Origin of the sequence: Mesorhizobium sp. Root695 (genome assembly GCF_001428185.1) — a bacterium.
Taxonomy (GTDB): domain Bacteria; phylum Pseudomonadota; class Alphaproteobacteria; order Rhizobiales; family Rhizobiaceae; genus Mesorhizobium.
The window spans coordinates 441,635-466,536 of sequence record NZ_LMHO01000001.1 but is presented as its reverse complement, the minus strand read 5'-3'; the positions used below and the strand labels follow the sequence as shown (position 1 = coordinate 466,536).

Annotated in this window: 18 protein-coding genes; 8 read left to right on the top strand and 10 right to left on the bottom strand. The window is 63.0% G+C overall.

What is annotated here, in order from left to right; all coding sequences use genetic code 11:
- The first annotated feature begins 48 nt into the window (after nt 1-48).
- The 4 genes from ASD99_RS02260 (at nt 49) to ASD99_RS02245 (ending at nt 3,305) form a co-directional block, all read left to right on the top strand.
- Nucleotides 49-1,050, top strand: coding sequence for an Ldh family oxidoreductase (locus ASD99_RS02260; RefSeq protein ID WP_056589671.1), 1,002 nt, complete (start codon nt 49-51; stop codon nt 1,048-1,050).
- 244 nt (nt 1,051-1,294) lie between these two features.
- Nucleotides 1,295-1,576, top strand: a complete 282-nt coding sequence (locus ASD99_RS02255; protein ID WP_057142570.1) for a hypothetical protein — start codon at nt 1,295-1,297, stop codon at nt 1,574-1,576.
- Between the two features lie 194 nt (nt 1,577-1,770).
- Nucleotides 1,771-2,223 carry a DoxX family protein gene (locus ASD99_RS02250; protein WP_057142569.1) on the top strand — a complete coding sequence of 151 codons (453 nt, stop codon included), beginning with the start codon at nt 1,771-1,773 and terminating at the stop codon, nt 2,221-2,223.
- 104 nt (nt 2,224-2,327) lie between these two features.
- The gene (locus tag ASD99_RS02245) at nt 2,328-3,305 is read left to right on the top strand and encodes a complex I NDUFA9 subunit family protein (protein WP_056589662.1); all 978 of its coding nucleotides are present in this window, start codon (nt 2,328-2,330) and stop codon (nt 3,303-3,305) included.
- Nucleotides 3,306-3,454: 149 nt separating this feature from the next.
- On the opposite strand, the gene ASD99_RS02240 is transcribed toward ASD99_RS02245, so the two are convergent.
- On the bottom strand, nt 3,455-4,831 hold the full coding sequence (locus ASD99_RS02240) for a cytochrome P450 (RefSeq protein WP_057142568.1): 1,377 nt from the start codon (nt 4,829-4,831) through the stop codon (nt 3,455-3,457).
- Between the two features lie 178 nt (nt 4,832-5,009).
- On the opposite strand from ASD99_RS02240, the gene ASD99_RS02235 reads away from it, so the two are divergent.
- The 4 genes from ASD99_RS02235 (at nt 5,010) to ASD99_RS02220 (ending at nt 12,055) form a co-directional block, all read left to right on the top strand.
- The gene (locus tag ASD99_RS02235; protein WP_057142567.1) at nt 5,010-5,579 is read left to right on the top strand and encodes an NADPH-dependent FMN reductase; all 570 of its coding nucleotides are present in this window, start codon (nt 5,010-5,012) and stop codon (nt 5,577-5,579) included.
- 91 nt (nt 5,580-5,670) lie between these two features.
- Nucleotides 5,671-8,301 (top strand): caspase family protein, encoded by a 2,631-nt coding sequence (locus ASD99_RS02230; protein ID WP_244497580.1) that lies wholly within the window; start codon nt 5,671-5,673, stop codon nt 8,299-8,301.
- A 145-nt stretch (nt 8,302-8,446) separates the two neighbouring features.
- The gene (gyrB, locus tag ASD99_RS02225) at nt 8,447-10,918 is read left to right on the top strand and encodes a DNA topoisomerase (ATP-hydrolyzing) subunit B (protein ID WP_057142566.1); all 2,472 of its coding nucleotides are present in this window, start codon (nt 8,447-8,449) and stop codon (nt 10,916-10,918) included.
- A 231-nt stretch (nt 10,919-11,149) separates the two neighbouring features.
- Complete coding sequence (locus tag ASD99_RS02220; protein WP_057142565.1) at nt 11,150-12,055, top strand: hypothetical protein; 906 nt, start codon at nt 11,150-11,152, stop codon at nt 12,053-12,055.
- Nucleotides 12,056-12,157: 102 nt separating this feature from the next.
- Here the strand turns inward: ASD99_RS02220 and ASD99_RS02215 are convergent, their stop codons facing one another.
- From ASD99_RS02215 to ASD99_RS02180, 9 genes are all read right to left on the bottom strand, one after another.
- Entirely contained in the window at nt 12,158-13,633 is a 1,476-nt protein-coding gene (locus ASD99_RS02215; RefSeq protein ID WP_057142690.1) for a hypothetical protein, read from the bottom strand.
- 133 nt (nt 13,634-13,766) lie between these two features.
- Nucleotides 13,767-15,164 carry an NAD(P)(+) transhydrogenase (Re/Si-specific) subunit beta gene (locus ASD99_RS02210; RefSeq protein ID WP_056589643.1) on the bottom strand — a complete coding sequence of 466 codons (1,398 nt, stop codon included), beginning with the start codon at nt 15,162-15,164 and terminating at the stop codon, nt 13,767-13,769.
- A gap of 6 nt (nt 15,165-15,170) precedes the next feature.
- The gene (locus ASD99_RS02205) at nt 15,171-15,596 is read right to left on the bottom strand and encodes a proton-translocating transhydrogenase family protein (RefSeq protein WP_032901432.1); all 426 of its coding nucleotides are present in this window, start codon (nt 15,594-15,596) and stop codon (nt 15,171-15,173) included.
- Complete coding sequence (locus ASD99_RS02200; protein ID WP_057142564.1) at nt 15,596-16,879, bottom strand: Re/Si-specific NAD(P)(+) transhydrogenase subunit alpha; 1,284 nt, start codon at nt 16,877-16,879, stop codon at nt 15,596-15,598. The genes ASD99_RS02205 and ASD99_RS02200 overlap by 1 nt, the downstream gene beginning before the upstream one ends.
- Before the next feature lie 85 nt (nt 16,880-16,964).
- Complete coding sequence (locus tag ASD99_RS02195) at nt 16,965-17,189, bottom strand: aa3-type cytochrome c oxidase subunit IV (RefSeq protein ID WP_056589634.1); 225 nt, start codon at nt 17,187-17,189, stop codon at nt 16,965-16,967.
- A 217-nt stretch (nt 17,190-17,406) separates the two neighbouring features.
- Entirely contained in the window at nt 17,407-17,556 is a 150-nt protein-coding gene (locus tag ASD99_RS31705; RefSeq protein ID WP_013528205.1) for a DUF3096 domain-containing protein, read from the bottom strand.
- A 116-nt stretch (nt 17,557-17,672) separates the two neighbouring features.
- On the bottom strand, nt 17,673-18,380 hold the full coding sequence (locus ASD99_RS02190) for an N-acyl amino acid synthase FeeM domain-containing protein (protein WP_244482902.1): 708 nt from the start codon (nt 18,378-18,380) through the stop codon (nt 17,673-17,675).
- 476 nt (nt 18,381-18,856) lie between these two features.
- Nucleotides 18,857-21,172 (bottom strand): putative bifunctional diguanylate cyclase/phosphodiesterase, encoded by a 2,316-nt coding sequence (locus ASD99_RS02185; RefSeq protein ID WP_057142563.1) that lies wholly within the window; start codon nt 21,170-21,172, stop codon nt 18,857-18,859.
- A gap of 135 nt (nt 21,173-21,307) precedes the next feature.
- On the bottom strand, nt 21,308-24,802 hold the full coding sequence (locus ASD99_RS02180; protein WP_057142562.1) for an indolepyruvate ferredoxin oxidoreductase family protein: 3,495 nt from the start codon (nt 24,800-24,802) through the stop codon (nt 21,308-21,310).
- Nucleotides 24,803-24,902: the final 100 nt, after the last annotated feature.

Genomic DNA, 24,902 nt, shown 5'->3' with positions numbered 1-24,902 from the left:
CCGCTACTCCCTACTCGCTATTCGCTATTCGCTTAGGAACTCATTGCGATGCAACTCAGTCTCGACCAGGCAAAAGGACTGTGCCGGATGGCGGCACTTGGCGCCGGCGCCAATGAGGAAGCGGCGCAATCGCTCACTGCTTCGATCGTCGCCGCCGAGGCAGAAGGGCTTTCCTCCGTCGGACTGTCGCATTTCATCGATTATCTCGAGGCGCTGGAAGCCGGACGCATCGACGGCAATGCCGACCCGGTGATCACCCGGCCGGCGCTGGCGGTCTATCTCTCCGATGCGCGCGGCGGGCTGGCGCATACCGGCTTCGACCGCACCATCGACGACCTCGCCAAGGCGGCAAAACTTTTCGGCGTCGCCATCTTCTCGCAAAAGAACGCCTATACATGCGGCGCACTCGGCTATTTCACCGGGCGGCTGGCGGCACTGGGACTGGTGTCTTTCGCAGCCACCAACGGCCCGGCCGTGCTTGCCGGCTCGGGCTCGATCAAGCCGGTCTACTGCACCAATCCGATGTCGTTTGCGGCACCCGCGGCCGACGGCGCGCCGCTGGTCATCGACCAGTCGTCGAGCGCCACCGCTTTCGTCAACATCCGCAAGGCGGCCGAGGACGGCAAGACAATCCCAGAGGGCTGGGCGCTGGACGCCAGCGGCAACCCGACCACCGATCCGGCCGCCGCCATGAAGGGCGCGATGCTTGCCTTCGGCGGCCAGCGCGGCGCCAACATCGCGTTGATGGTCGAGGTGCTGGCGGCGGGCCTGTCGGGCGCCAACTGGTCGCTCGACGCGCCATGGTTCAGCGGCGGGCCGGACAGCCCCGGCACTGGGCTGTTCGTGCTTGCCGTCGAGCCCAAGCTGCTCGACCCAGATTTCGAGCAGCGGATGAAGGACCAGCTCGACCGGCTGCGGCGGCGCTTCGGCGTGCATGTACCTGGCCGGGCTCGCGCAGAGGCCGCCGAGAAGGCGCAAGCGCGCGGCATCACCGCATCCAAGGCGGTGGTGCAGCGCATTTCCGAATTTGCCGCCCGCTATTCTTCCTGATTATTCCGTTAGACATCATATAGTTATCTGGAACCTGCCCGCCTGAGGCGCGGCGCGGTGCGATTTTCTTTGCGCGCCGCTGAACCTTTCCGCGCCTTGCTGCGACACAGCTTTGTCCAGGGCAAGGCGAGCTTGCCCGATCCACACCGAGGGAAGCAGCAAACCGAAAAGCGAAAGCCTGTTTCACGCAAAGGATGGTCCTTTGCACCTCGGAAAACTCAACCCAAATCAAAAGGAAATTGTCATGACCAACACCAAGATCACCATGCTGACCGCCGTCCTTCTGCTCGGCTCGTTCATGGGTGCCACACAGGCAGCCAGTCTGAAGGCCGCACCGGTCAAGCCGTCCAGCCCGGGCGTCATCACCGCCCCGAGCGGCGGCGCCACCGAGGATCATTACTGCAAGAACGGCCACGCGAAATTCGCCAGCTGCAGCGCCGATTTCATCGCGGCCTGCAAGAAGGTTGGCGGCACCATGTCGGATGTTCAGGGCTGGGGTGGGCGTACTTGCTTCACGCCCTCCTGATACCGTCTCAGGTCAGGCCGCTCCGTCGGCCCCTGACTTCGCATGGATGTCACCCGGAAAACCCCGCTTCGGCGGGGTTTTCTGCGTTTCGTCTTCGCAACGATAAAACATTCGAATTTTGTCAACTTTTGTTTATTTGACTTCGCCCGACCTGACCGGCCGTCTGCGCTGATTGAGCAAACAGAGGAGCTATAATGTCGGCAAGCACGGACAATCCCCGCAACAGCCTTGTCATCCCGGCCCTTGGCAGGTTCTACGCAGCCTTGCATGATGGTGCGGAAACCGTTCTTCGCGTCGTCGCCGGTGCGTTTCTCACCATCCATGGCTCGCAGAAGATCACCAATCCTTTCGGCGCCGCCGAGATGGTCGAGGGTCTCGGCTTTTATCCGGGCGCCTTGTGGTCTTTGCTGCTGGCCTGCACAGAATTCTTCGGCGGTATTTTCATCGCCATCGGGTTTTTGACGCGGCCGGCTGCCTTTGCCGGCCTGTTCGTGCTGCTGGTCACGGTCTGGTTCCACCTGATAACCATGGGCCAGGGCTTTTCGGGCGCGGAAAAGTCGCTGCTGTGGGCGGCAATCCTGCTCTTCTTTGTCATTCGCGGCGGCAACCGCCATTCGATCGACGCCCGCATGGGCAAGGCGTTCTGACAAGGCCAAACAAGGGCGGCAGCGACGACGCGTCGCCCTTTGCCTTTGGCGCGAAACGGATTATGAAACGGCTTCAGCCAAGCTTGCGAGCGCCGGAGCCAGCCATGACCGAAATCCTGCAGACCCCAAAGCTCGTCGTCGTCTTTGGCGGATCGGGCTTTGTCGGCCGCCATGTCGTGCGCGCACTGGCCAAGCGCGGCTATCGCATCCGCGTCGCCTGCCGGCGGCCCGACCTCGCCGGGCATCTGCAGCCGCTTGGCAATGTCGGCCAGATCCAGCCGGTGCAGGCCAATGTGCGCGTGCGCTGGTCGGTCGACCGCGCCGTTCAGGGCGCCGACCATGTCGTCAATCTGGTCGCCATCCTGCATGAGAGCGGCCGGCAGAAATTCCCCGCCGTCCACGAGTTCGGCGCCCGCGCCGTGGCCGAAGCGGCCCGTTCTGTCGGCGCCGGCCTCACCCATGTCTCGGCGCTAGGCGCGGATGCGGACTCCGAATCGGACTACGCGCGCACCAAGGCGCTTGGCGAAAAGGCCGTACTGGAGACGATCAAGGACGCGGTCATCTTTCGTCCGTCGGTCAACTTTGGGCCAGAGGACGAATTCTTCAACCGCTTCGCCAACATGGCGCGCTATTCGCCGGTGCTGCCGCTGATCGGTGGCGGCCAAACCAAGTTCCAGCCGGTCTATGTCGGCGACGTCGCCGAAGCGGTGGCGCGCTCGGTCGACGGCAAGGTCGATGGCGGCCAGATCTATGAACTCGGCGGGCCGAAGGTGCTTACCTTCAAGGAATGCATGGAAGAGCTGCTTGAGGTGATCGAGCGCAAGCGCCTGCTGGTGCCGGTGCCGTGGTGGGTGGCCAACATCCAGGCCTCGATCCTCGGCCTCTTGCCCAATCCGCTGCTGACCAAGGACCAAGTGATGCAGCTGCGCGAGCACAACATCGTCTCGGACGCGGCCGCCAAGGCCAACAGGACGCTTGCCGGCCTCGGCATCCAGCCGCAATCGATCGCGACGATCCTGCCCAGCTACCTCTGGCGCTACCGCGCCGCCGGCCAGTTCCAGCAACGCAAGCCTGCTGCCTGAGTCTGTGCAAACGCCCAAGGGCGTGGTGAGATTCGGGTCAGGCCGAGTAGAGAATGGTGGCTTCCGAGAACCGGAACGGAGTGTACTTTTGGTACGTGAGTACCGGAAGCTCAGGAAGCCATCGTTCGCAGGCCGGCATCACCTGAATATCAGCGTACCTGACGGGGCGTGACCTGCATCGGCAGACCGCCTTGCGGCTGCGTGGTCAGTTTCTGCACCGGCCAGGGCTTCGTTTCGGCGGTGGTGTCGAAGCGGAAGCGCGACAGCATGATCGCCAGCGCGATGATCGCCTCCTGCATGGCGAAACTGGCGCCGATGCAGACGCGCGGGCCCGCGCCAAACGGCAGATACTGGAAGCGATCGATCTTTTCGCGATTTCCCGGATGGAACCGCTCCGGCAGGAAGGCATCCGGCCGATCCCAAAGCTTCCTGTGGCGATGGACGACCCAAGGCATCACCAGAACCGCCGCGTGCTTCGGGATATAAAGATCCTTCCACATTTCCGGCTCGATCGGCTCGCGGTTGATCGACGGTGCCGGCGGATAGAGCCTGAGCGCTTCGTCGAAAGCCGCACGCGTGAACGGCATGGCGTCCAGCCATTTCGTCGGATCGGACTCACGCGCCAGCACCTGGTCGATCTCCTGTTCGACCCGGTTGCGCTCCCACGGCGATTCCGCAAGGCAATACAGCGTCCAGCCCAGCGCGCGCGCCGTCGTCTCATGGCCGGCGCCGATGAAGGTGATGATGTTGTCCTCGACCTCGGCCCGCGTCAGTCCCTCCGGCCCCTCGGCCTTCAGCAGCAGCGTCAGGAAATCCTGCGGCACGGCATCGGGATCGCGTTTGAATTTCCCTTCGCGCATCTTGACCGTGTCGGTGACGATCTTGCGAAAATAGGCCATGGTCTTGCGGCCGCGGATGCGGGTCAGTCGCGGCAGCCAGTCGGGCGCGCGCAACAGGTCGAGCGGGTCGACGCGGCCCATGGTCTCGAACAGGCGATCGATTTCGTTGGCGAAACTGCCGGGCTGTCCAGCGATCTCATCGGAGAACAGCGTCTCGGCCAGGATGTCGTAGGTGAGCAGCGTCATGTCATGGGCGATATCAGACGTGCCGCCGTCTTCGTAACGGGTGACGAATTCCAGCGTGCGCCGGAGCATCGGCTGGGCAAAGCCGAAGATGTGGCGCGGCGTGAACACAGGAGCCATCGCCTTGCGCGACCGCTTCCAGACCTCGCCCTCGGCGGTCAGCAGACCGTCGCGCAGGATCGGCCGCAGGATCTTCTGGCGCACCGTCGCCATCTTGTAGTTCTTGGCGTTATCGACCAGCACGTGGCGGATCAGGCCGGGATCGTTGGCAACGATCAGATGTCCACCGACGCCACTCGCCGAAACCCAGGGCTCGTTGTAGGTATGCTCGCCCCACAGTTCGAGCGGGTTGCGGTAGACGATTCGGATCATCTCCAGCGTGGAGGGCGGCGTCGTGCGCGGCTTCGGCGCCGGGGGGACGAAGGGGGCGGGCTGGATGTCCATGGGCTGCTCCGCTGATACACCAATGTAGTGGCTCGCAATCCCGGCGTCCATGTGACCGTACGGCAAGGCCCCTGCTCCCCGGAATGTGACCGGTTACCGCCAAGTGCCTTCTTGTTGCCCCGGGCGGGATGCCTTAGGTGGCAGTCACCAATAGATACCGCCACCGCAGGAGCCCACCTTGAAGCACCAGTTGAACATCATCATCGGCAGCACGCGGCCAGGCCGCGCAGGACCGGTTTTTGCCGAGTGGCTGGAGAGGTTCGCGCGCGAGCATGGGAAATTCGAGCCGGTACTGACCGACATCGATACGTTCAAGCTTCCGGTGCTGGACGAACCGCATCATCCAAGGCTTGGCAACTACCAGAACGACCACACCAAAGCCTGGTCCAAGGCGATCGATGCCGCCGATGCCTTCGTGTTCGTGGCGCCGGAATACAATTATTTCGTGGCGCCGGCGATCGTCAACGCGATCGACTATCTGTCGCGCGAATGGAAGTACAAGGCAGCCGCTATCTTCAGCTATGGCGGCGTCTCCGGCGGCTTGCGTGCGGCGCAAGCGCTGAAGCCGCTGCTGACCTCGGTGGGTGTCATGCCGATCTCGGAAGGCGTCGCGCTGCCGATGTATCAGAAACTGCTCGACGAGAACGGCGCTTTCACCGCCAGCGAACAGGTGCAGGGCGGAGCCAAAACCATGCTCGACGAGCTGTTGCGCTGGAGCGAGGCCCTGAAGCCGATGCGGGCTGCCTGAAAGCGCTGGTTTTCCGCCAAAAGCCCGGCTTGCTCATGCCATAAAGAGGTGGAATGTTCGCGCAAATGAACAAGCCGGGGGGCGGTTCGACTTGCGTTTGCTTTTTGCCTTGCTGCTGACGCTCATGACCGCCGCCACGGCGATGGCTGAGCGGCGCGTAGCCTTGGTCATCGCCGCCGACGACTACCGTCTGATCCGACCACTTGCCAATCCGGTTCATGACGGCGAGGCGATGGAAGCGGTGCTGAAGAAGCTCGGCTTCGAGGTCATTCTCGAAACCAATCGCGACCTGCGGCGCATGCGCCGCGCGGTCGACGATTTTCGCGAGAATGCCAAGGGCGCCGATGTGGCGTTGGTCTATTTCTCCGGCCACGGCGTGGAAATCTCGGGCGACAACCGGCTGCTGCCGGTCGACGCCGACGCCTCCTCGTTCGACGCCCTGGAGAAGACCAGCCTGCCGCTGGAGGAGGTGCGCGACGCTGTTGCCGCCACGGCCAAGGTCGGCCTGATCATGCTCGACGCCTGCCGCAGCGATCCGTTTTCGGGCACGGTGCGCGAAGGGCGCGGCGCGACCTCGCTGGCCAAGGATGTCGCCGACAAGGTGAAGCCGGGTCTCGGCCGGACCGGCCGTGCGGAAAACATCCTGTTCGCCTTTTCCGCCGCACCCGGCGAGACGGCCGCCGACGGAAACGGCCAGAACTCGCCGTTCACGACAGCGCTGACCAAATATCTCGGCACCGACGGGCTCGAGATCCGCTCGGTGCTGACACTGGTGCAGCAGGAGGTCTACGACCTGTCGCGCGGCAAGCAGCTGCCTTACGTTGAAAGCGGCCTGCCGCAGCTCTTTTTTGCCGCGAAGGCCAGGCAGGACTTGCCCGAGCGCGAGCGCCTGTTGCTCGCCATGGCCGATGTGACGCCCGAAATGCGCGGCCAGGTCGAGCAGATCGCCAGCGATGCCGACATGCCGCTGGCGCCGCTTTATGGCGCGCTGATCGGTCTCGACACCAAGCACCTTTCCGCCGAGAGCCTGGATGCCAGCCTGCGCGAGGCGGCGGACGCCTTCGTCAAGGTGCGCGGCGAGATGAAGACGCTGGCCGCCGACGATCCGCGTGTGACGGAACTGCGTCGGCAGGCCGAGGAGCAGCTGGCCCTGGGCGCCTTCGGCGCGGCACAGGCAAAACTGGCAGAAGCGGTCGATATCGACGAAGTGTCGCGCAAGGCGCTGAAGGTGAATTTCATCGACCGCACGCTGTCGCAAGCCGCAACGCTGTTCCTGTCGGCGGGCGCGGCTCGCGCCGACCTCAACTATGCGGCGGCCATCGAGGGCTATGAAGCCGTGCTGTCACTGTATGGCGAGGCCGGGCAAACCTCGCTCAGCCTGGAACAGGCCGACCGTCAGAGCCGCACGCTGGAGGAACTCGGTCTGCTCTATACGACGGTCGGCAATGTCGAGGCGGCCAGCCGCGCCTTCACCGCGTTGTTGGCCAATCTCGAGCAGCGCTCGCGTCAGGAAACCGACCCCAGCGTCAAGCGCGATCTCGCCATCAGCCATATCAAGCTCGCCAACATAAGGATGGCGCAAGGCGACCTGCCAACCGCCCTGGAAAACTACGAGGCCGCCAGGGACATGCTGCAGGGTCTGACCGCAAGCCTGCCGGACGAGAAAGGCTGGCTTGGCGATCTGGCCATGGCCAATGACAAGATCGGCAACGTGCTGGCGACGCAAGGCGATGTTGGCGCGGCCGCCCAAGCCTATCAGCAAAGCCTGTCGATCAAGCAGCAATTGGCCGATGCCGAGCCGGACCGCGCCTATCTGCTGCGCGATCTGACCATCACCCATGATGAAATCGGCGACCTTGCCCGTACCGCCGGCCGGTTGGACGGCGCCCAGACGGCTTTTGAAGAGAGCCTGAGAATTCGGCTGGCACTGGCCGAGAACAAGCCCGATGACCCCGAGCGCCAGCGCGCTGTCTCCGTCAGCCATGAAAAGATCGGTGACGTGCTGCGCGAGCGCGGCGACCCCGCCGGTGCACTCGTGGCCTACAACCAGAGCCAGGCGATCGCCGAAGAGCTGGTGCGCCGCGACCCCAACGATACCGACTTGAAGCGCGACCTGTCGATCAGTTACGCCAAGGCCGGCAATGCCCTGAGCGACCAGAAGAGCTGGTCTCCAGCACTGGCTTCCTATCAGCAAGCGCTTGATATAGCGCGTGAACTCGCCGCCACCGATCCTGGCAACACGAACTGGCAGCGGGACCTGTCGGTCTGTCTGGAAAAGGTCGCCGGTGTGCTTGACGTCCAGGGCGATATCGGCGGCGCACTGCAAAACTATCAGGACAGTCTTGCCATTGCCGACCGCCTGGCCAAGCTCGACCCAGCCAATTCCGACTGGCAACGCGATCTGTCGATTACGCTCTCGGAGATCGGCATGCTGGAGACCAAGCAGCGCCATTTCGAGGGCTCCAGGAAAGCCTTCGAAGCCAGCCTCGGCATCCGCCAGCAACTAGCCCGGTCCGATCCGGACAATGCGATCTGGCAATTTGATCTGGTACAGGCCTACATCAACTACGCCTATGTGGCGAAGGATCCGAAGGCGGTGCTGACCAAGGCGCTTAACCTGACGCTGGAGCTCGACCGCACGGGTCGGCTGGCGCCGAGAGACAGATCCACGATCAAGTATTTGCGCGGCCTTCTCGCCAAATTCGGCGCCCGAAAGAAATAGCCGGCTGCCGGCCGGGAGTTCGCCCCCGAAATGCTCGCAAACCTTGGAAAAACCGCCTTTAGCGCCTATATCTAGTCCATATCAGAGGCGCGATTCGGGGCCGATTTTTAGCGCCGTGCAAGCGGCATCCAGACAACAGGTTTTCATGAGCGATCAGATCGACAACAACAACGGCGCTGAAGCCGAATACGGCGCCGATTCCATCAAGGTTTTGAAGGGGTTGGATGCTGTCCGCAAACGCCCCGGCATGTATATCGGCGATACTGACGACGGTTCGGGCCTGCATCACATGGTCTATGAGGTGGTCGACAACGCCATCGACGAGGCGCTGGCGGGCCACGCCGACCTCGTCACCGTGACGCTCAACCCCGATGGTTCGGTCACCGTGATCGACAATGGCCGCGGCATTCCGACCGATATCCACACCGGAGAAGGCATTTCGGCGGCCGAAGTGATCATGACGCAGCTGCATGCCGGCGGCAAGTTCGACCAGAACTCCTACAAAGTCTCGGGCGGCTTGCATGGCGTCGGCGTCTCGGTGGTCAATGCGCTTTCGGCCTGGCTGAAGCTCAGGATTCGCCGCAATGGCCAGATCTTCGAGATGAGCTTCACCCATGGCAATGCCGACGCTCCGCTGAAGGCTACCGGCAGCTATGAGCAGGACAAGCAGCCCGGCACCTATGAAGGGCGCAGCGGCAGCGAGATCACCTTCTTCCCGTCGTCCGAGACCTTCACCATGGTCGAGTTCGATTTCGGCACGCTGGAACACCGGCTGCGCGAGCTCGCCTTCCTGAATTCCGGCGTGCGAATCATTTTGACCGACGCCCGCCATGCCGACATCGTGCGCCATGAACTGCACTATGATGGCGGGCTGGAAGAGTTCGTCAAATATCTCGACCGCGTGAAGAAACCGCTGATCGACAAACCGATCGCCATCAAGGCCGAGCGCGACGGCATCACCGTCGAAGTGGCGATGTGGTGGAACGACAGCTACCACGAGAACGTGCTGGCCTTCACCAACAACATCCCGCAGCGCGACGGCGGTACCCATCTGGCCGGTTTCCGCGGCGCGCTCACACGCCAGATCACCGGCTATGGCGAATCCTCGGGGCTGACCAAGAGGGAAAAGGTGGGGCTGATCGGCGACGATTGCCGCGAGGGCCTGACGGCGGTGCTGTCGGTCAAGGTTCCCGATCCGAAATTCTCCTCGCAGACCAAGGACAAGCTGGTCTCTTCCGAAGTCCGCCCTGTGGTTGAAGGACTAGTCAACGAAGCTCTCGGCACCTGGCTCGAGGAACACCCGGCCGAAGGCAAGGTGGTGATCGACAAGGTGATCCAGGCTGCCGCGGCGCGCGAGGCGGCACGCAAGGCCCGCGACATCACCCGCAAGAGTTCGCTCGGCATCACCTCGCTGCCCGGCAAGCTGGCCGATTGCCAGGAACGCGACCCGGCGAAATCCGAAATCTTCATCGTCGAGGGTGACTCCGCCGGCGGCTCGGCCAAGGGCGGCCGTTCACGTCAGAACCAGGCCATCCTTCCGCTGCGCGGCAAGATCCTCAATGTCGAGCGGGCCCGTTTCGACCGTATGCTCGGCTCCGAGATGATCGGCACGCTGATCACCGCGCTCGGCACCTCGATCGGCAAGGACGAGTTCAACGCCGACAAATTGCGCTACCACAAGATCATCCTGATGACCGACGCCGACGTCGACGGCGCCCATATCAGAACCTTGCTGCTCACCTTCTTCTTCCGGCAGATGCCGGAGCTGATCGAACGCGGCCATCTCTACATCGCCCAGCCGCCGCTCTACAAAGTGACGCGTGGCAAGAGCTCGCAATACATCAAGGACGAGAACGCCTTCGAGGAATTCCTGATCGGCTCGGGTCTGGAGGAAGCATCGCTTACGCTCGGCTCGGGCGAGGTTCGCATCGGACAGGACCTGCGCGGCGCCATCGACGACGCGCTGGCGGTGCGCCAGCTCATCAACGGCCTGCACACGCGCTACAACAGGGGCGTGGTCGAGCAGGCGGCGATCGCCGGCGGCCTCAACCCGGACGTCTTCACCGATCTCGCCCAAGCCAACGCCATGGCCGAGCGCATCGCCAAGCGTCTCGACATCATTGCCGAGGACACCGAACGCGGCTGGACCGGTCGTATGTCGACCTCGAACGAGGGCATCGGCGGCTATGTGTTCGAGCGCACGGTGCGCAGCGTCAAGGAATACGCGCATCTGGACCTGGGGCTGATCAATTCGGCCGATGCACGCCAGCTCGACCGCTATGCGCCGCGCCTTACGGAAGTATATGGCGAGCCACCGGTGCTGCGCCGCAAGGATGTCTCCGAGACCATATCGGGGCCGCTGGCGCTGCTCAACGCAGTCTTCGCGACCGGGCGCAAGGGCTTGACCATGCAGCGCTACAAGGGTCTCGGCGAGATGAACGCCGAACAACTCTGGGAAACCACGCTCGATCCGAACGTGCGCTCGCTGCTGCAGGTCAAGGTCAATGACGCGACGGACGCGGATAGTCTGTTCTCGCGACTGATGGGCGACGAGGTCGAACCCAGGCGTGAGTTCATCCAGGACAACGCGCTGTCGGTCGCCAATCTGGATATCTGATCTCGATGTTCTCTGAGATTGGCGCGCCGCGGCGCGCCAATTGTTTCACCTGTGGCAAACAAAATCATTTTTTAACCCGCCGGAACGGAAGTCCCCTCGGGACATTGTGACAACATCGATCACAATTTCTCACAGGAGGCCATCATGGGACGCGGAATTTTGCTCTGGTTGCTCGGTATTCCGATTCCGATCATCATTCTGATCATGCTTTTCGTACGATAGGGGGAACTCATGCAGTCCACCCTATCGGCTGTCGACGTTTCAACTTCAACAGAATCATCCACCACGGCCGTCAGTTGGGGACCGATCATCGCCGGCGCCTTGGCGGCCTCGACGCTGACTTTCATCCTCATGTTGGTCGGCTCGGGGCTGGGGCTAAGCATGGTGTCACCCTGGTCTGGCTCCGGCGCGTCGGTCACGACCTTCGCGGTCTCCACCGCGATCTGGCTGGTCATCGTGCAATGGCTGTCCTCCGGTGTCGGAGGCTACCTTGCCGGACGCCTGCGCACCAAATGGGTCGGCATCCACACCGACGAGGTCTATTTCCGTGACACCGCCCACGGCTTCCTCGCTTGGGCGCTGGCCACCTTGCTCGTCGTCGGCGTTTTGGGCTCGGCGCTTTCCGCCGCGGTGGGTTCAGGCGTGCAGGCAGCCTCGACCGTGGCGTCGGGCGCCGCCATCGGTGCATCCGCCAATGCCGGTGGCGCTGCTGCTGACAATGCGACATCCTACCTGGCGGACTCGCTGTTGCGTCCGGCTGATCCGAGCAAGCTCGCGGCAGCCGGTCCCGACGGCGATGCGGTTGCGGTAGGCCAAGCCTCGCGCATCCTGGTCGCCAGTGCCGCGGCAGGCGAAATCTCGGCCGATGACAAGACCTACCTGTCGCAACTGGTCGTCGCCCGCACCGGCCTCTCCGAGGCCGATGCCAAGGCGCGTGTCGATGCCCTGGTCGCCAAGGTTCAGGACGCCAAGGTCAAGGCACAGCAGGCCGCCGACACCGCCAGGAAGGCCAGCGCGACCTTTGCGCTGCTTGGTGCGCTGTCGCTGGTGATCGGCGCCTTCATCGCCAGTGCGGCGGCCGCTCTCGGTGGCCGGCAGCGCGATGACGAAGAAGCGGTGTTCCTGACCAGCCGCTGATCTGGACCTGAAGCAAATCGATCCACTCCGGGCCAAACCCCGGGGTGGATTTCTGTTTGAATTGCCAGGCGCCGCGTGGAGTACCGATCCCGTTCGCCGTTCTCATTTTTCGGGAGGTATCGCCCGCGCTTCCGCCTGGCTCGGCTCCAGCTTGCGGCCGAGGTCGACAGCGTCGCGCAGCACGACAAGGTGCGAGCGAGGCTGGTCGCCGGCAGCGACCTCGACACCGGTCGCCGCCAACGACCAGTACAACGTGTGGGTGAAGACGCGACCAAGTGAGCCGCGCAGCTCGACCTGAATATTCTGCACACCCGGGCCGAAATTTTCCGCCATCGGCCCGGAGATCGGATCGCCCGTCAGCCAGCCATTGCCGCAGTCGAAGATGTTGGTCCAGCGCGTCGCCGCAAACACCGCGCCATGATGCACGGCGCGCTGCGGCTTGCCCGAACGGTTGCGGCCTTCCTGATAGAGCACTGTGCCGCCGGTCGCGCTCTCGGCGATCGGGGGGCATGCCGAGAACAGCCGCTCGGCAATGCCGCGCCTGAATTCGGCGAGATTGTACGTCACCAGAAATTCGCTGTGGGTCAGCGGGCTGCCAAGCGTGACGAAATCGCTGATCTTCCAGGCCCGATGGTCGGCATCGCCAGTGCGCAGCCGCCGGTAAAGCTCCCACTGATCGCGCCGGAAGCCGGCAAGATCGTCCAGGCTGCCGGGCCATGCCGAACCGTCGGCAACAAGCGTCGCCTTGTCGATGGCGTGGATCGCCTTCAGTTTCGCCTTGTCGCGGATGGCCTCCAGTTTTTGGGGCCTGAAATCGGCCCACAAGATCTGCAACAGGTCATAGGCGATCATCGACCCAAGGCTGTGCGAGACCAGCACGATCCGGTCGTAGCCATCGTCCATCATCAGACGCTTCAGCAGCTTCAGGCCGCGGTCGCGGATCAGCGCGCGCTTCTCGACCGTCGCCGCTTCGGCGCGCACATAGGCCGCGACATCGCCGAAATAGGGAAGGCCAAACCGGTCCACCGACCAGATGATGAACGAGGCCAGGATGGTGACGAACAGGCCGGCGGCCAAGGAAATATACTGCTGCCAGAGCGAGGTCGCGAGCGCGAGCATCGCGCACAGGACGACGATGACGGCCAGAAGAGTGACGAGATAGAGCTTGCGGGCATCGCGCGGAATGTCGGCGGGCTTGCGCCACAGCAGGTTTGTCACCCACGCGGCAAGCCGCCCCCGCGTCGTGCCCTGCGTGATGTCGGCCCAGTAAAGCTCGTAGAAATCGGTGCGGCGGCCATCGACATCGTAAGGCGTGGTGATGCGGCGAAGTTCGTATGAATTTGTCCGGCTGTCGGGGGTGATCCAGCTCTGGTTGATCTTCGCGCCGGTCGGGTCGGCCGGATCGGCGACATGGGCATAAAACGGCGCTCGGCTGGGATCATGGCTCCAGACGGCCTGGACAAAGCCGCGCAGCGTATCCATCGGCCGCTGTTCGCCCATGCCATGCACGATCACCACCGCCTGGCTCGGCTTGTGGGGCGCTTTTCCGGTGACCGGCGATGCGACGGGATCGGGCACCAGCGTCTCCGTTGACGACAATCCCGCCGGTGAGACGGGAAGTCGTCATCGTAGCCCTGAAACCGCTGTCAGCCAAGAAAAAGCCCGGCGCGAAGCCGGGCATTTCTCGGTGTGTCTCAGTGCTGATTGCCGATCAGTGATCCATCGCCTTGACGATTTCCTCGGTCATCTTCTTGGCGTCGCCGAGCAGCATCATGGTGCCGTCCTTGTAGAACAGCGTGTTGTCGATGCCGGCATAGCCGGAGCCGAGCGAGCGCTTGACGAACAGGCAGGTGCGCGCCTTGTCGACGTCGAGGATCGGCATGCCGTAGATCGGCGAGGACTTGTCGTCGCGGGCCGAAGGGTTGGTGACGTCGTTGGCACCGATGACATAGGCGACATCGGCCTGCGCGAATTCGGAGTTAATGTCCTCGAGCTCGAACACTTCGTCATAGGGCACGTTGGCTTCGGCCAGCAGCACGTTCATGTGGCCGGGCATGCGGCCGGCGACCGGGTGGATGGCGTATTTGACGTCGACGCCGTTGGCCTTGAGCTTGTCGGCCATTTCGCGCAGCGCGTGCTGCGCCTGGGCAACCGCCATGCCGTAGCCCGGCACGATGATGACCTTTTGCGCGTTCATCATCAGATAGGCGGCGTCGTCGGCCGAGCCCTGCTTGACCGTGCGCTCGATGCCGTCATCGGCCGCGGCCGTGGTCTCACCGCCGAAGCCGCCGAGGATGACCGAGATAAAGCTGCGGTTCATGCCCTTGCACATGATGTAGGACAGGATCGCGCCGGATGAGCCGACCAGCGCGCCGGTGATGATCAGCGCCAGATTGCCGAGCGTGAAGCCGAGGGCAGCCGCTGCCCAGCCCGAGTAGGAATTCAGCATCGAGACGACGACCGGCATGTCGGCGCCGCCGATCGGGATGATCAGCAGGATACCGAGCACCAGCGAGGCAGCAACGATTAGCCAGAACACCAGCTTGGACTCGGTGGTGACCAGCAGCACGATCAAGACGATGAGTGCGATGGCAAGCGCTGCGTTGATGAAGTGACGGCCGCCAATCATGATCGGCTTGCCGGACATGCGGCCGTCGAGCTTGAGGAAGGCGATGACCGAGCCGGTGAAGGTGATGGCGCCGATGGCGACGCCAAGGCTCATCTCGATCAGCGCTTGGGCATGAATGTCGCCATCCGTGCCGATGCCGAAGCTTTCCGGGGCATAGATGGCCGCGGCCGCCACCATGACGGCAGCGAGACCAACCAGCGAGTGGAAGGCAGCGACCAGCTGCGGCATCGAGGTCATGGCGATGCGGCGCGCGGTGACGGCGCCGGCGCCGCCACCGATGGCGAGGCCGAGCACGATCAGGCCGAAACGGCCGGCGGACGGGGTGGCAAGTGCCAGTGTGGTGGCAATGGCAATGCCCATGCCGATCATGCCGTAGAGATTGCCCTGGCGGCTGGTGGTCGGATGCGACAGGCCGCGCAACGCCATGATGAACAGGACGCCGGAGACAAGATAGAGGAAGGACGCGAAGTTGGCGTTCATGGCGCTCTACTTGTCCTTCTTCTTGTACATGGCCAGCATGCGCTGGGTGACGAGAAAGCCGCCGAAGATGTTGACCGAGACCAGCATCAGCGCGACGAAGCCGAAGCCGGCGGCGATGCCGGAAGCCGCTATGCCGACGGCAAGCAGCGCGCCGACGACGATGACCGAGGAGATGGCGTTGGTGACGGCCATCAGCGGCGTGTGCAGTGCCGGCGTCACCGACCAGACGACATAATAGCCGACGAAGATCGCCAGGATGAAAATGGCGAAGCGGAAGACGAAGGGGTCGATGGCGCCACCGGAAAGCGCATGCGCGGCGTCACCCGCCGCATCGGCGCCACCGGGCGCGGTCGCCATATTGTGCACCGCCAGCCGAACAGCGGCGGAGGCCTGGTCGAGCTGGTCGAGGGCTTTTTGCAGGGTCTGGTCCATCACGCGATTCCTTTCGGCTTCGACGAGGGCGACTTTGGCACGGCCGCCTTCTTGGCCGCGGCTTTCTTAGACGCAGCCGGTTTGGCCGAAGCGTCAGCGACCATGGTGGTGGCCGGGATCGCGGCCGGCTCGACATAAGGCTGCTGGTCGGCCTTGGCGAAGGCCGGATGAACCACCTTGCCACCATCGGTCAGCATCGTCGCCTTGACCAGATCGTCGTCGCGATTGATGGCAAGCGTCTTGGTCTTCTTGTCGACCAGCGTTTCGAGGAAGGCAAACAGGTTCCTGGCGTAAAGCAGCGATGCTGACGCGGCGATGCGGCCCGGCACATTGAGATGGCCGACGATCTTGACGTTGTTGGCTGTGGTGACGACCTTGCCGGCTTCCGCACCCTCGACATTGCCGCCACGTTCGACGGCGAGGTCGACGAGCACCGAGCCCGGCTTCATCGAAGCGACCATGGCCGCCGACACCAGCTTCGGCGCCGGCCGGCCGGGGATCAGCGCCGTGGTGATGACGATATCCTGCTTGGCGATATGCTCGGCGGTGAGTGCCGCTTGCTTGGCCTGGTATTCCTTCGACATTTCCTTGGCGTAGCCGCCGGCCGTTTCCGCAGCCTTGAATTCCTCGTCCTCGACCGCGAGGAACTTTGCACCGAGCGACGCAACCTGTTCCTTGGCGGCGGGGCGAACGTCGGTGGCGGTGACGACCGCACCAAGCCGGCGCGCGGTGGCGATCGCCTGCAGGCCGGCGACACCGACGCCCATGATGAAGACCTTTGCCGCCGGCACCGTGCCCGCCGCCGTCATCATCATCGGCAGTGCGCGATCATATTCCGAAGCGCCGTCGATCACCGCCTGGTAGCCGGCAAGATTGGCCTGCGAAGACAGCACGTCCATCGACTGCGCCCGGGTGATGCGCGGCATGAATTCCATCGAAAAGGCGGTGACGCCGGCCTTGGCAAGGGCTGCCACGGCGGCATCGTTGCCGTAGGGATCCATGATGGCGATGACCGCCGTACCGGGCTTGTAGCTCTTCAGTTCGGCATCACCGGGCCGACGCACCTTCAGTACGACATCGGCCTTGGCGACATCTGAAGCCTTGCCGATCGTGGCACCGGCGCTCGCATAGTCGGCATCGACGATGCGCGAATTCAGACCGGCACCGGCCTCGACAACGACATCGAAGCCCAGCGCCGCCAGCCGTTTCACCGTGTCAGGCGAGGCCGCGACGCGCGGCTCGTTGGCATCGAGTTCACGAGGGATGAAAACCGTCTGTCCCACCGCATGATCCTTTCGGCCGGAAGCTGTTTCCCGCAAGACGCCGGCCGGCCTCGCGGCGGCGCCATGGACAAGGTGTCGGAAAAATCTATCGGAGGATAAAGGCGCCGACGGCCAGAATCAGCACGAACAGGATGGTCGCCGAGAAGAAGCCGCCCGCGAAGAAACCAAAAGCCATCGCCAGAAGCAGGGCTCCGCAGAAAAGCGAACCGTATTTGGCCAGCATGAGGAAGCCCGCATAGGTGCGGTCATGCTCAGCATAGTCCATCTTCGCGCCCAGTTCGACAGGACCGGTCGGCGAGTGATCAGCCATAGGAATACCCCTTCGAAGACATCATTCAGGCACATAGCGAAAAGCCGGGCCGAGAGCAATGGCGCTATTGCCGCATCGCAGCCGACAACTGCCTCAAAGGAAAATTGAAGCCGGCTGCCGACGCGCGCCGAAGCCGCCCCCGGATCCGGGTGTCTGATGCGGAAAGATGCTCCGAAAGCGGTCGAGGCGAACGCTTGCGTTGCCTCAACCGGCGCTCTCAGCCGGCAAGATGCGGGAAAAGCCCGAGCAGCCCGACGACGATCAGATAGAGCGCGACGATATAGTTCAACAGCCTTGGCATCACGAGGATCAGCACGCCGGCAATCAGCGAGATGAGCGGGGTGAGCGCAAGCGTGGAAATGGTCATGTCGAGTTCCTTTTGGCAGATCCGTCGAAATGAAGACGCGGAACGTCAACGCGTCGCCGTCCTCGGAACGCGCATCCAAGCGAAAAGCTCCGTACGCTCTGCAAAAAGCGGTGACCTCAGGCGGCGTCGCGATAATATTTCGCTGTCGGCACGATGGACAAGGGGGTCAGTCGGTTGATGGCCGGATTGGCAAACATCAGCCGCTGTTCCATCGGCGTCGATCTAAAGAATGGGAACCGTTCGAGCGTCCGACGCATATTCTCGCCGGCGGGGATTTCGAACAGTGCTATCGGGGTAAGAACGCCCGGAAATACTTTTCCTTCGGTCCTCTGCACGGCATTGAAGTAACGGGAATAAAAATTGGAATGCTCGATCTTGACCGGTGTAAGCACCGAGTTCTGGCCAAAGTAGCGCGAGGCGACCATGGCAAGCCTGAGTGTCAGGAAAGGCAGCACTCCGGGCGCCGGCGCGCCGTCGGGATCGGTTGCGAAGCGGGTTCCGTCGATGAAGGTTTCTCCGCGGGCAAGTCGCTCGATCAGTATTTCCGGATAGGCTTCGACGGACGGCGAATGCGGGTGCTCACTGGAAATGTAATGAAAGCGGATCGTGCTGACCAATTCGCCATAGCAATAGACACCGAACCGGTAGGAATTGGGCAGATTGTCCCAGCGATCCTCGAACATCCCGCTGGCGATTGGGCCGCACATGCCTGAGCGCAGATAGGATTTATAGCGAAGTCGGTAAATCGCCTCCAAATCCTCGCCTCCGGTAATGAGGCGATAATCGACATGCTCCAGCAGTTGCATGATCGATCGGTTCAGCACCGAATCCCCTGCTGCGCTGACCGCACCAGACGCATTCCTTGCAGCCCTTGCAGCATCCATTATCTGTCCTCGAAATTCCGCCTACGGATAAGCTATTCGAGTCAAAATGAGACACAAGCAGAAATTTAGATGTTGTTAATTTACTTTCTGTTAACCTTAACAGGTGAGCGCCAAGTAGACATTGGTGAGCAATGCGCCGCCCGGAGAAGGATGTGGGTCACGGCCTCCGAGACATCGCACCTCCGTCGACAAACAGGTGCTTGAGCTAGGCTAACTTGGGTTGAGGATCATCTTGGCGCCCGCGCCAGCGTTCAATCCATTCGAAAGCTGACTCTGGGAAAGACCACTTTTAGCAGCATTGCGCAAAAGCAAATCGCGGCGGAACAGATATCCGGAGTAATTCGCATGAGTTCGAGATCAGGGCAGTACTTGAATCGAAGCACGCCAGGAATCAAGCGAGCTTTGAAATCACAGCACTAAATGGCTGTCCGTTTGCCGGCGAGACGCAGGTCAGCGGCGAATGGCCAAGTGACATTTGACATCGTTTCGATACCCGACGCACTGAGCGCGGCGCCGAACAGGAAGCCTTGCACGAGATCGGGTTTGACCTGCAGGGCCAGGATTTTGAGCTGTTCGAAGGTCTCGACGCCTTCGACAGTTACGGCAAGCCCCAGCGGCCGCGACAGGTTGACTATGCCCTTGAGCAGTTCGAGCGAGCGGGGGTTCTGAGTGACGTCGATCAGGAACGAGCGGTCGATCTTGATCTTGTCGAGCGGCAATTTGTGCAGGTAGCTCAGGCTCGAATAGCCGGTGCCGAAATCGTCGAGCGCGATGCGCACACCAATCTGCTTCAGCTCCTCGATATACTGACGCGTCAGCGACTTGTCGTCGAGCAGCGCCGTTTCGGTGACCTCGATCTCGAGCCGGCTGGCTGTGAGGCCGGAGGCGGCCAACGCATCGCGAACCTTCTGGATGACGTCGCGATTGCGGAAATCCTTGGCCGAGAGATTGACCGAGACGCTGGTCTGGTCCGGCCATTTGGCGCATTCGGTGCAGGCTGCCTGCAGCACGAAGGTGCTGATCTCGGAAATGATGCCCATTTCCTCGGCCAGCGGAATGAAGATGCTGGGAGAGACCGGCCCGAGATCGGGATGGTCCCACCGGCACAGCGCCTCGCAGCTGGCGATGCGCATGGTGCTCATCGCCACGATCGGCTGATAGACCACCCGCAAACCGTGGCTTTCCACGGCGCTGCGCAGATCCGCCTTCATCAGCTGGCGGTTACGGAAGGCGGCATCCATCGCGGCTTCGAACAGCCGCCAGCCGTTCTTGCCGAGTTCCTTGGCTTTGTAGAGCGCAAGGTCCGCCTTGACGATCATGGCATCGACGTCGGTATCCTTGACCCGCGACAGCACCGCGCCGCCGCTGGCCTGGATGCGCAGCCCGTGACCGGCGACGTCGACTTCCCCTTGCAGCCCGGCGAAGATCTCGTCGAGCTGGCTGGTCAGATGGCTCTCATCCTCGACGCGGTCGAAGAAGATCATGAACTCGTCGCCGCCGAAACGGCTGACCGTGATGCCTTGCCCGGCAATGGCGGCAAGCCGCTCGGCAACGGCGTAGATCAATCCGTCGCCGATCGGATGGCCAAGCGTGTCGTTGACGCTTTTGAAATCGTCAAGGTCGAGCACCGCCAGGCCACAGAGACGATCGCGATCGCCTGATACCATGGCCTCGCCGATCAGTTCGTGGAAATAGGCGCGGTTGGGCAGGCCGGTGAGGTTGTCGTAGCGTGCCATGAAGCGGATCTTGTCTTCCGCCTCGACACGGGCGGTGACATCCTCGAAGGTGATGACGCCCAGCTCCTGGCTGCCTTCGCGAGCCGAGAATTCATAGTGCTGGCCGTTGGCGAGGGAAACCAGCACCTTGCGGTCGCGGCCCTCGCGCAGGGCGCGCGTCAGTTGCGCCTCGATATAGCGGCAATCCTTGGGCGCCAGCATGCCGCCGGCGACACCGCGCATCAACAGACCATGGATCGACCGCCCGAGCAACGCATCCCCGGACTTGAGCGACATCAGATGCGCGGCTTCGGCATTGGCCACCGCCACCCGGCCGTCCGGGCCGAGCATGACGAGGCCGTGCGACATGGTGTTGAGCGCGCGATCGAACCTGAGCGCGAGCTTCCTCGCTTCCTTGTGGCCGATGACCGCCGAGAAAAGCACGTCGCGGACGTGGTCGGCGCTGTTGATCGTGACGAAAGTCAACGGAATGATCATCAGCCCGAGAATAACCGAAGGGGCATCCATGCGCAGCAAGAGTGCAAGTGCTGCAGGACCAATGAAGGTCACGGAAAAAATCCGCACCATGAGCGGAGATCCGTAGTTCCGGCCAACAACCGTCACCAAGGTTGCGATGGCCAGCGACGTCGCGGCCAGTTCGGCAAAGGGATCGGGATAAACATAGATCGATATGAAGCACAGCGCGCCCAACCCGAGGCCCTGCAGGCTGCCCTTGAGGATGTAGTTGCGCTCCCACCGCTGCGCCTCCTGGACGTCGGCTATCACACCGCCCGCCTTCCGGAAGCTGCGAATGCCGAAATAGCGGAAAAGGCAGATGGACAGCAGGACAAAAGAGAAAGCCAGGAACAACGGATTGTTCGTGCGCAAGTAGATCATGAATCCGAGGATCCAGTAGCACACGCCGCCAATCACCAGCATGTGGGCGTTGTCGAACAACGACCGCACAAACTGGATATAAACATCCGCCGGGATGTTTTCGGTCTTTGTTCTGCCCATATCGTCGGCCCAACGCTAAGCCTCGTCATCCCACATCCGCCTTAAGAAAGGCTTAGAACAGTGTTTTGGCTGGGTTGCTGAAGGAGCGCAAAAGCAGGACAGACCGGGAAATCAAGCTTCAGGTAAACAAGGCCTTCACTCGGCGGCCTGAAGTGCCGGCCCCGCCGGTGCGTTTGCGAGGCGCTGGAGCAACCGGGAACGTTCGCCGGCTGCCTTTTCGGCACTGGCCTGCCGGACGTGGCCGTAGCCGCGAATGAGAGCCGGCACCGAGGCCAGCGCAAGCGCCGCATCGATCCTGGGCGGGGCCAGCGATCGGGAGATGAGCTCCAGATCCGCCTCGTACTGCGCCAGCAGCCGCCGCTCCATGCGCCGCTCGGCGGTGTAGCCGAACAGGTCGAAGGCTGTGCCGCGCAGACCCTTCATCGCCGCCAGCAGGCGGAAACCCTTCATCATCCAGGGGCCGAAACTCGATTTCCTAGGGCTGCCGTCATTGCCGCGGCGGCCCATGATCGGCGGCGCGAGGTGGAATTCGAGCTTTTCGTAGCTCTGGAACTGTTTTCCGAGTTCGGCGGCGAAAGAACCGTCCGTGTAAAGACGCGCCACCTCGTACTCGTCCTTGATCGCCATCAGCTTGAACAGATTTCTGGCGGCAGCTTCCGACACCGCGCTGGAACCGGGCACGGCCTTCGCTTCGGCCGCACGCAAGACGGCCAGTTTCTCGGCATAACGCCTGCCATAGGCGGCATTCTGATAGGCGGTCAGGAATGCGACACGGCGGGCGATGATGTCGTCCAGCGTCTCGGCGACATCGGCAGCTTGGCCGGTCTTTCCAGCGACGGTTGGGCCCGGCTGGGCGACGAGGCCGCGTACGAAATCCGGCTGATGGGCAGCGCGACGGCCCCAGCGGAAGGCGGCGACGTTCATCGCCACGGCTTCGCCATTGAGCTCGATCGCCTTCTCGACCGCCTCGGCCGACAGCGGCAGGCCGCCATGCTGGAAGGCAAAGCCGAGCATGAACATGTTGGCGCCGAGCGAATTGCCGAAAAGTGCCGTGGCGGTGCGGGTGGCGTCGAAGAAATGCGCCTTGTCGTCGCCCGCGGCCGCACGGATCGCCTTCTTCAGCCGCTCTATCGGCAACGAGAAATCCGCCGAACGGGCGAATTCGCCAGGCATGATCTCGGCGGTGTTGGCGACGAAGATGGTGTGCCCCTCGCGCACCGCGGTCAGCACCTTCTTGGCGCCCGACACGACGAGATCGCAGCCAAGCACGAGATCGGCCTTGCCGGCCGAAACGCGGATGGCATGGATGTCGTCCGGGGTGCGGGCGATGCGGACATGGGTGAACACCGAACCGCCCTTCTGGGCGAGGCCGGCCATGTCGATCATGCCGCAGCCCTTGTCCTCAAGATGCGCCGCCATGCCAAGCACCGCACCAACGGTGACGACGCCGGTGCCACCGACGCCGTCGATGATCGCCGCCCAACCCTGTTCGCCAAGCGGGAACTCGGCCGGCACGGGCACGCCGTCGAGCGGATCAGCCTTGCCGGCCAGACCTTCGGCCTTGCGGATCTTGGCGCCGTGCACGGTGACGAAGGACGGGCAGAAGCCGTTGACGCAGGAGAAATCCTTGTTGCAGCTCGACTGGTCGATCTTGCGCTTGCGGCCGAATTCGGTTTCAACCGGCTGGATCGAGACGCAGTTCGATTGCACGCCGCAATCGCCGCAGCCTTCGCAGACCAGCTCGTTGATGAAGACCCGTTTGTCGGGATCGGGGAATGTGCCGCGCTTGCGGCGGCGGCGTTTTTCGGCGGCGCAGGTCTGGTCGTAGAGCAGCACGGAAACGCCTTTGACATCGCGCAGCTCGCGCTGGACGAGATCGAGATCGTCGCGGTGATGAATGCTGGCGCCGGCCGGGAATTCAGCTTTGCCGGCATATTTATCGGGCTCGTCGGTGACGATGGCGATGCGATCGACGCCCTCGGCGCGCACCTGCCTGGCAATCATGTCGACGGTCAGGTCGCCTTCATGCGGCTGGCCGCCGGTCATGGCGACGGCGTCGTTGTAGAGAATCTTGTAGGTGATGTTGGCGTCGGTCGACAGCGCGAAGCGGATCGCCAGCGTGCCGGAATGGTTGTAGGTGCCGTCGCCGAGATTCTGGAAGATGTGGTCGCGTTTGGAGAACGGCGCCTGGCCGACCCATTGCGCGCCCTCGCCGCCCATGGCCGTGAAACCGACGGTGTTGCGATCCATCCACAGCGCCATGAAATGGCAACCGATGCCCGCCGCGGCGATCGAGCCGTCCGGCACCTTGGTCGAAGAATTGTGCGGGCAACCGGAACAGAAGAAGGGCGTACGCGAGCCGATGTCGGTGGCGTCGGCGAGCATTGCCTGGAACTGGCGCAATTTTGCCACCCGCGCCAAGATCTCTTCAGATGGGCCGATGGTCCTGACGATCCTCTCGCCAAGCGCGATGGCGATCTCGTTGGGATCGAGCGCGCCCTTGGCCGGGAACAGCCAGTCGCCGCGCTCGTCCTTCTTGCCGATAATGACCGGTTGCGTGGCGGTGCCGTAAAGGCTCTCGCGCAGCTGCACCTCGATCAGCGAGCGCTTCTCCTCGACGACGACGATGGTGTCGAGGCCGCGGGCGAAGTCGGCGATGTGATGCAGGTCGAGCGGCCAGGGGCAACCAACCTTGAACAGCCGCACGCCGATGCGGTTGGCGGCCGCCTCGTCGATGCCGATATCCTCCAGCGCCTGGCGGACATCGAGATAGCTCTTGCCCAGCGTGATGATGCCGATCTTCGGGTTGCGGCCGCCCGAATAGACGATCCGGTTCAGCCCGTTGGCATGGATGAAGGCGGAGGCCGCGGCGCGCTTGTGCTCATGCAGCCGCTCCTCCTGGCCTAGCATGTCGATCTCGTGGCGAATGTTGAGACCGCCGGGCGGCATGTCGAAATCCGGCACGACGATGTTCAGCCGCTCGAGCGAGGCATCGACCGAGGCCGTCGATTCGATGTTGTCCTTGACGCATTTGATGGCCGCCCAGGTACCGGCAAAGCGCGACATGGCAAAGCCGTAGAGCCCGTAGTCGATGATCTCCTGGACACCGGCCGGATTGAGGATCGGCACCATGGTGTCGACGAACAGGAATTCGGTGGCATGCGCGTTGGTCGAGGATTCGGCCATGTGGTCGTCGCCCATCAGGGCGAGCACGCCGCCATGTCTGGACGAGCCGGCGAGATTGGCATGGCGGAACACATCGCCGGAGCGATCGACGCCCGGCCCCTTGCCGTACCAGACCGAAAAGACGCCGTCATGGGTGCCCTCGCCCAGCAGTTCCGTCTGTTGGGATCCCCAGCAAGCGGTGGCGGCAAGCTCCTCGTTGAGGCCGGGCTGGAAGACGATGTCGGCCTGCGCGAGCTGTTTCTTCGCCTTCCAAAGCTGCATGTCGAGGCCGCCGAGCGGCGAACCGCGATAGCCGGAGACGAAACCGGCCGTATTCAAGCCGGCGCGGCGGTCTCGCTCGCGCTGCATCAGAAGCATGCGGATGACCGCCTGCGCGCCGGACAGGAAGATGCGCTCCTTTGCAAGGTCGAACTTGTCGTCGAGCGCGACGTCGTGCAGCGTCATCGGGAATTTCCTCTGCGGAGGCCACGCGGGGGCAGGCAGCCAACGTCGGGGTCGGATGACGTATCCTTTCTCCCCTTGCAAGGCAGGTCAAACAAAATCG